Annotated in this window: 6 protein-coding genes; 1 reads left to right on the top strand and 5 read right to left on the bottom strand. The window is 43.9% G+C overall.

Features of this window, described 5'->3' with window-relative positions:
* Nucleotides 1-263 precede the first annotated feature (263 nt).
* Both ACHUGF_RS13580 and ACHUGF_RS13575 read right to left on the bottom strand, forming a co-directional pair.
* Complete coding sequence (locus ACHUGF_RS13580; protein ID WP_394131984.1) at nucleotides 264-512, bottom strand: type II toxin-antitoxin system RelE/ParE family toxin; 249 nt, start codon at nucleotides 510-512, stop codon at nucleotides 264-266.
* Between the two features lie 6 nt (nucleotides 513-518).
* Nucleotides 519-761, bottom strand: coding sequence for a type II toxin-antitoxin system Phd/YefM family antitoxin (locus ACHUGF_RS13575; protein WP_394131983.1), 243 nt, complete (start codon nucleotides 759-761; stop codon nucleotides 519-521).
* Between the two features lie 183 nt (nucleotides 762-944).
* Between ACHUGF_RS13575 and ACHUGF_RS13570 the strand changes: the two genes are divergently transcribed.
* Nucleotides 945-1,274, top strand: a complete 330-nt coding sequence (locus ACHUGF_RS13570) for a hypothetical protein (protein ID WP_394131981.1) — start codon at nucleotides 945-947, stop codon at nucleotides 1,272-1,274.
* Nucleotides 1,275-1,376: 102 nt separating this feature from the next.
* On the opposite strand, the gene ACHUGF_RS13565 is transcribed toward ACHUGF_RS13570, so the two are convergent.
* The 3 genes from ACHUGF_RS13565 to ACHUGF_RS13555 form a co-directional block, all read right to left on the bottom strand.
* A complete protein-coding gene (locus ACHUGF_RS13565) occupies nucleotides 1,377-1,751 on the bottom strand; it encodes a hypothetical protein (RefSeq protein WP_394131980.1) in 375 nt (124 codons plus the stop codon).
* An 89-nt stretch (nucleotides 1,752-1,840) separates the two neighbouring features.
* Nucleotides 1,841-2,626: an alpha/beta fold hydrolase gene (locus ACHUGF_RS13560; protein ID WP_394131978.1), complete on the bottom strand. Its 786-nt coding sequence runs from the start codon at nucleotides 2,624-2,626 to the stop codon at nucleotides 1,841-1,843.
* Nucleotides 2,627-3,137: 511 nt separating this feature from the next.
* A complete protein-coding gene (locus ACHUGF_RS13555; protein ID WP_394131976.1) occupies nucleotides 3,138-6,710 on the bottom strand; it encodes a S8 family serine peptidase in 3,573 nt (1,190 codons plus the stop codon).
* Nucleotides 6,711-6,724 lie beyond the last annotated feature (14 nt).

Genomic DNA, 6,724 nt, shown 5'->3' with positions numbered 1-6,724 from the left:
TGCAGCTAAAGCCTGGGTCTCACATTACCCGAAATAGGGAATTAATTGTTAATTAGGTGGGTTTATTATCCATACAAGCGCATCAAGTGATGGGACTGCTAACAGTTTGCTCGATTCCGCTTCGCTACACATTTTAGCAAACTATTATCAGCCCCTTATGCGGGCGTTACCAATCCAACTCATCACCCTAGTGCTAATTTCAGTGTGATGTTTAAGTTATATATGGTTTTGTGGGAGTTGCGATTGTCCAAGTACAGCGACAACTAAAATGAAGCCATCTTCTTTTGTGAAATACGCCGTGTGTTGCCCACAGGAAAATAAAAACCACTTGGATAGATTTCATTGCAACTAAGGCCTACGGCTGGATTATCGGCAAGCATTTGAAATCCGATTAGTAATGTATCTTTGTAGTTGCGCCACTGAGCTTCAGAGAAATTACTGACGGTATATTTTTTGATTTTTCTTAAATGAGCCTGAGCTAATTTACCAAGTTTGTAGCTATTCTTTTGCATAACAAATTATAAGTTGCTCAAGAAATCTTCACCATCAACTGCATTGCCTTGTGCTAAGTCTTGTTTGGCAGTCTCGAAACAATGTTTAAGGTGTTCAGCTTTCAATGCCTCTAGCTCCTCGTAATCCTTGATAGACATTACGACCAAGGCATCTTTACCGTTTTTGCTAATCTTCACTGGCTCACGTTGGGCGCTAAGAAGCAGCTCACCAAAATTACGTTTGGCGTCATTTGCTGTTAGTGTATGCATAATCAATCTCCAAACTTGGAATCACGTATGATTATAACTTGCCGTGCTAAATGGTCAATATGATTAAATCGTGCGATTTAACTAAAAGATAAGCTAACAATTGGTTTGTCTGCATTCTTAGGTCGTTTAATTGGTCATCGAGATGTCGATGGAGCCCATAGATAGCACTTAAAAGGAAATGAGATGTCTTCAGTACCAGAAAGTGATTGGAAACTATTTAGAAAGATACAACCGGCTTTATTATCAAAAGCTTGTAATGACATATTTGAGAAAGTTGATGTGTTATCAAAGTCTCGAGCAAGCTCAGAGCATGAGGCATATTTAAAGCTTTATGATTTGGTACAAAGTGGTAATGATTCAATCGCAGAAATGTTCGATAACCCAACAAGAAATAATCTATTTTTCAAAATTGTCGCGCTTCGGAAAAATCAGGTTTTTACTGATGAGCAGTTTGCACAATTTACAGAAGAAACGACAAGCAGGGTCACCGAACTCGTCAACTTACCGAGCTAACAAGTCAATAATAAAGTGAATGCAAAACGTTAGGCTTACATGACTTAGTCACAAATTATAGCTCAGCCTTTATGCTCATATTGGCTATTAGTCCATTTGCCCTTAATCCATTGGCGCTATCGTTAACCTTTCTTGATTCGACAATCGAATTTGCAGCCCATCTACTGTGGTGATTTGATTCACGTCGATGTCTTTTTTACGCACTAAATACGTATCAGACTGTCCTTCTAACGGCGATGCTATCGTGACTCTGACGATGGTATTACTGTCGTACCAATTCCAGCCCCAGTAGCTAATAGTGCCGACTAAACAGATGGCAATCAGGCCAAATACACTTAACTTGGCGGCAAAGGGCTTTTGCTGATATTGCTCGGTAACTACTTTAGCGGTATGACTTTGCTTTGACCGACGTTGATGACGTAGATAAGTCATAGCGACCACTATTACCAAAATCGTAATCAATATTTGTGTTAACACGCATCGCCCCATTGACCTGTAAAGAGGCTTATCTTACCTGTTATTAACCTAAAAAACTGTTACGTATCACAAGTATCCGCTACCCATTGCTAATTAAGTAAACGTTGTGCCACTTCATTTGGGTAATCCAGGCTCGCATCATGGCCACAATCTGAAATTTCTTCTAGAGGTGCTTGATAAAATTGCGCTAACGCGTAACTGCAATTTGCCGAGACTAATTTGTCGTTATTAGCCACAATGACCTGTACAGGGCATTCAATCGCTGGCGCGACAAACTTAGCGGAGGCATATAATTGTCTAGCACCATTGCCCATAGACGTGGTGTTTCGACGACGGTAGCGACTCCACTGCTCAACTAATTTCACATCATGTTGATGCTGATGCGACACTAATGCCAATGTATACGCTTCAAGGCGGCTAAAATGTGCAATATGAGATGGCACTTTAATACTGCTTACCCAGTTATGGGTGAGTGCAGATAACAAACCTGAAAATTTAAACCTTTGATACCAAGGCGATAAGTTTGCAGCGCTGCTATTGATCACACTAACCTTACTTACGCGTGCTGGGCGGTATTGCGCCAGTAGCAAAGCCAACATGCCGCCCATAGATAAACCAACCAGATGGACACTGATATGTTGAGCGCGATCCATACCAAAGTCGGCTTCAAGTTGAGCTTCAACTTGTTGCCATAAATGCGGACAGTAACTCTGTAAGCTTGTTGGGCTTGGTAAGTGATGCAAGCGTCCACTACCGGGCACATCCACCGTAATCACTCTGACGTCTTTAGAACGCAGCATATTGTCAAAACCTGCCCAGTGGCGGCTATCTCGCATCAAGCCTCGGATCAGTACAATTACTTTAGAATGCTCCATGACATTACCCTTTGTGTTCATCTTTACCAGTGTAGCAGCCGCAAAAATAACCGAGTCAAGGTGCTGAATAGGCTTATTACAACGCATTATTGAACAGATTAGAAAGCTGACATTGCAAAGCTGTGACTTGAATAAGACAAGTTGATGACACACAAACAAAAAAGGCTAGCATTGCTGAAAGGGCGTGTTTATCTTTGTTGATAAATTATGCAGTTGGCTATTTTTCTGACAGGCAATCACAAATGAGCGCTATTTAGCCCGCTAAATAAGTGAATTTGTGGGCAGTATGGCTGGAAAATAGCTACTGCCCGCAGGGTTGAGGCTAAAATGGCTTTATGCGGTGTTGGATAATCTCGACGTAGGAAAACTATGCCTGCAATTATCCGCCTTGCCTAAAGCCATTTTATCTCTCAACATAAAAAATAAACAAAGATAAACACGCCCTAACCAAAAGTGGTTTTACTTCCCCCTTATTTACAACTCACAATAAACAAAGGGGCGGGATTAGTATTTACATTAAGCGCTGACGCCTCGCCAAACCTAAGCCCACAAGCATTAACCACAAGCCACCTAAGGCACCACCGCTGTCAGTATCAGCCGGTGGCTCAACAGGATCTGTTGGCGTAACAACGGGCGCGGCTTCTACAGTGATTGTCATTGAATCGCTCACACTCAGTTCACCATCGCTGGCTGTTACGACGAGTTCGATTACTTGCTCACTGGTGACTGTGCCAGATAGCACGCCATCGGTGATTGAGAATAACTCACTACCCGTGACACTTAAGGTCAATTCATCACCTTCAGCATCACTAAATACGCCTTCAAGATTGACACTAAAGCTAGCCGAACCTGAGTCTGATAATTGCTGTGACATATCAGTCAATGGACTGGCCACCACAGGCGCAGTATTTGGCGTTATCTCAACTGGCGCAAGCCCTGTTACGTTAATGAGTGTTGCCCCTACATTACGTTTAAGATTGCTCTTAGTTCCAAGCTCTAGCAGGCCATAATATTGCTGACCTTCAACGAGTGCTTCCACTTGCTCATTGTCAGTTAAGTAACCGTTGATAGTGAGTTCAACATCAAACGCTTCATCTTGAGCAACAGCTGTCGGTGCTTCAATATCAAAGCTCGCTTCGTTGGTATAAGTTATTTGCGTTAAACGAATGGTCACGTCATCCGCTTCACCATCAGTTGTACCTTGATAGTTATGTGCGTAAATCCAGTAATTACCCGTTGGCGGCGTTTCAACAACACAACGTTCATTGGAATCAATCGCACCACTAATACAAATCAATGAGTAGTAGTTCTCTGTTGCATCTGGTAAACCGTCACCATTTTCATCAATGCCCACATATAAATCCATGTCAGGAGCGGTGGTGCCGACAATTTCTGCAATTAAGCGCTTGGTGTAAGGTTTTACCACTGTTGAGATACTGAAAATTGTATCTTGGTATAACCAGCTACTGGCACGTTCTGAATCGTTAGCTGCACCAACTGCACTGCCTTCATGCAAGGTTGACGGGTATAACCCAAAGCCTTTCACTTGTAGCTCATTGGTACCCGATGTGGTGATATCTTTAATGGTGATAGTGTTATCTAGGTTGTTCAAACTGGCTGAAGTCTCTTCGATAATTTGACCGGCTTTGAAGCCGACAGTAGCCTGCAAGTGGGTATCACTCATTGACTGATCACTGTTAACCAAATTGATATAACCATGCACCCACTCTTGCTCAAGGTCGATATTAGCTGTAGCCGTAATCGTTAACACTTGAGTTTCGCCTGCCGCTAAACTGAAGCTTGCAGGTGATACCTCAAGGGTGAAACCCGTATTAAGGTACTCATAGTTCGCCGCCCAGCTACTGGCTTGAGTCGCTGTTACTGTACGCTGCCAGCTACAGCTTGAAATACACTCAGTTTGCACCATTGAGGTTGAGTTCAATGTGCTTGGGTCACCACCTTCATCTGGTGATGCCGCCACATAATCAGCTTTGCTGATATCTAGAACCAAACCTGCGTTCACCGCTCTTGATACGCGTATACTACCAGCGCCTTGATCAAAGAAGTCTGAACGCAACTTATTACCTGAGTAATCGTCATCTTTGTAAGTGGTTTGATGTGCCGTACTCATGACTGCAGATTGCACCTCGGCTGGTGTCCAATCAGGACGTACCGCATGAATTAATGCTAATGCTCCCGCCACATGTGGACTTGCCATAGAAGTACCAGACATTGTCACATAAGGAATATGCCCTGCGCCTGCAACAAATGGACGGTCCTGCGCATTGGCTGCATAAATATCAACACCTGGTGCGGCAATATCTGGCGCAAAGATATTCGGAAACGGTAAGTTAGGCCCACGCGAGGTAAATACCCCAGCAATGTCACCCACGTCAGCATCAGTAGTTAACTCTGAACCACCTATCGTGGCTTGATGCCCTGTGCCTGACAATAACCAATCAACAACCAACTGACCGTCAGCTGCAGACAGGTGAATAGCAGGTAATAAATGGCTGTCAGCATCAACGGTTTCAGCGCCGCCTTCAACATTAATGAGTATCAGGCCACCAGCGCCACCTTCCAGCACGTTTAAGCCTTTACGCACACGGGCGATTTCGCCGCGCTCACACACCACAATTTCACCATTGAATGTGCCAGCTTCAAACGGAGTTAAACATTGGCCATCGCCATAGCTGTCGGCTAATACCACACTGGCTTGAATACCATCTGTAGCGCCTTTACCGGTTAAAGTAGCAGGCGCATTATCACCGCCAATAAAGTCACTGATTTGCTTGTCGGTAAATGCACGGTCATGGGTATAAGCGGCAACGGTGGTGATCCAAGGCGAGTTACCTGGAGAGCCAATTGTTTCAGCTTCTGGGCCACTATTACCAGCAGATGTTGCGACATGAATACCCGCTTCACGTGCATTCAAAAACGCTAATGAATCAGCACTGGTCCAAGGGTCACGAGCCGCGCCACCTACCGAGTAGTTCAACACATCAACACCATTGGCAATAGCGTGCTCAATGGCCAAAATAGTCAGCTCTGGGTAGCAACTACCATTGTAGTTACACACTTGGTACGACACGATATTGGCATGTGGCGCTACACCACTGATGTCGTCAAATACGAAATCGCTTTCGCCCGCAATCACGCCTTCTTCATCTTGAACCGCAAGGTAGTAATTCACATTGTGAACGATATTACCCGCTGCGGTTGATGCAACGTGTGAACCGTGGCCGTTAAAGTCATAACCGACTTTGAGTTTGTCATCGATATCATCATAAATATCTTCAACAATACTTGGGCGATAATCGACAATCTCAGGGTAACTCACTACGCCGATTAGCTTGTCATTACAGAATTTATTAAACGTTTGGCAGTCACCTAAATAATTGCCTTCGCCAAGCGGGTTGACATGCTCATAGCCATCATCACCTTTTGCGGCGAATGATGGATGTAATGCATTGATACCACTATCGATAATACCAACAATGACACCTTCACCTTTGGTGGCAACACCACCGCTAGTGCCATCCCATACTTGTTTTGAGCCGATAAACGCAGGGCCTGAAGAAGTGTGCAACTGATGCATGCCAACCGGTTCAACACCTGCGACTTCTGGATCTTGTGCAATCATCGCGGCTTCTGCTGCAGTAAGCTCTAAAGCAACCGCATTAAGCACAACTTTATATTGATGTGTAGGCTGTAGACTACGTTTAACTGTTTGCCCGAGCTTAGTTGTCATTCGTTGTTGTTGCTGCTCAAGGTATCGGCCGTAATTAATACTCACCGCTGACTTTAAATTAAGCTGGCCAGTACTGGTTTTATTATGCTTTGCGACTTGAATATTGGTTGCACTATAACCACTAACATCACCTTGGTAACTGGCGATGGGTGCTTGATTAAAGCGCACAAAGTACAAATTATCTTGACGTTGTTTTTGAGAATGGGCTTGTTTGATTTTTTCTTTGCCCGCAATGATGCTGTTCACAGGTGTGGCGTCATCAGCCATAACTGAACCGCTAAATGCAGCACTGACTGTCAAACCCACAAGTAAACTAATACGACTTAATTTCATTGGAATTCCTTATG

Origin of the sequence: Shewanella maritima (assembly GCF_043643735.1) — a bacterium.
GTDB classification, from domain to species: Bacteria; Pseudomonadota; Gammaproteobacteria; order Enterobacterales; family Shewanellaceae; genus Shewanella; species Shewanella maritima_A.
The sequence above is the reverse complement of the archived record's forward strand: the minus strand, read 5'-3'. Positions and strand labels throughout refer to the sequence as shown.

Bases quoted from the DNA above. Each gene is read 5' to 3' on its own strand.
- ACHUGF_RS13580 (WP_394131984.1), bottom strand. From the start codon at position 512: ATGCAAAAGAATAGCTACAAACTTGGTAAATTAGCTCAGGCTCATTTA.
- ACHUGF_RS13575 (WP_394131983.1), bottom strand. From the start codon at position 761: ATGCATACACTAACAGCAAATGACGCCAAACGTAATTTTGGTGAGCTG.
- ACHUGF_RS13570 (WP_394131981.1), top strand. From the start codon at position 945: ATGTCTTCAGTACCAGAAAGTGATTGGAAACTATTTAGAAAGATACAA.
- ACHUGF_RS13560 (WP_394131978.1), bottom strand. From the start codon at position 2,626: ATGGAGCATTCTAAAGTAATTGTACTGATCCGAGGCTTGATGCGAGAT.
- ACHUGF_RS13555 (WP_394131976.1), bottom strand. From the start codon at position 6,710: ATGAAATTAAGTCGTATTAGTTTACTTGTGGGTTTGACAGTCAGTGCT.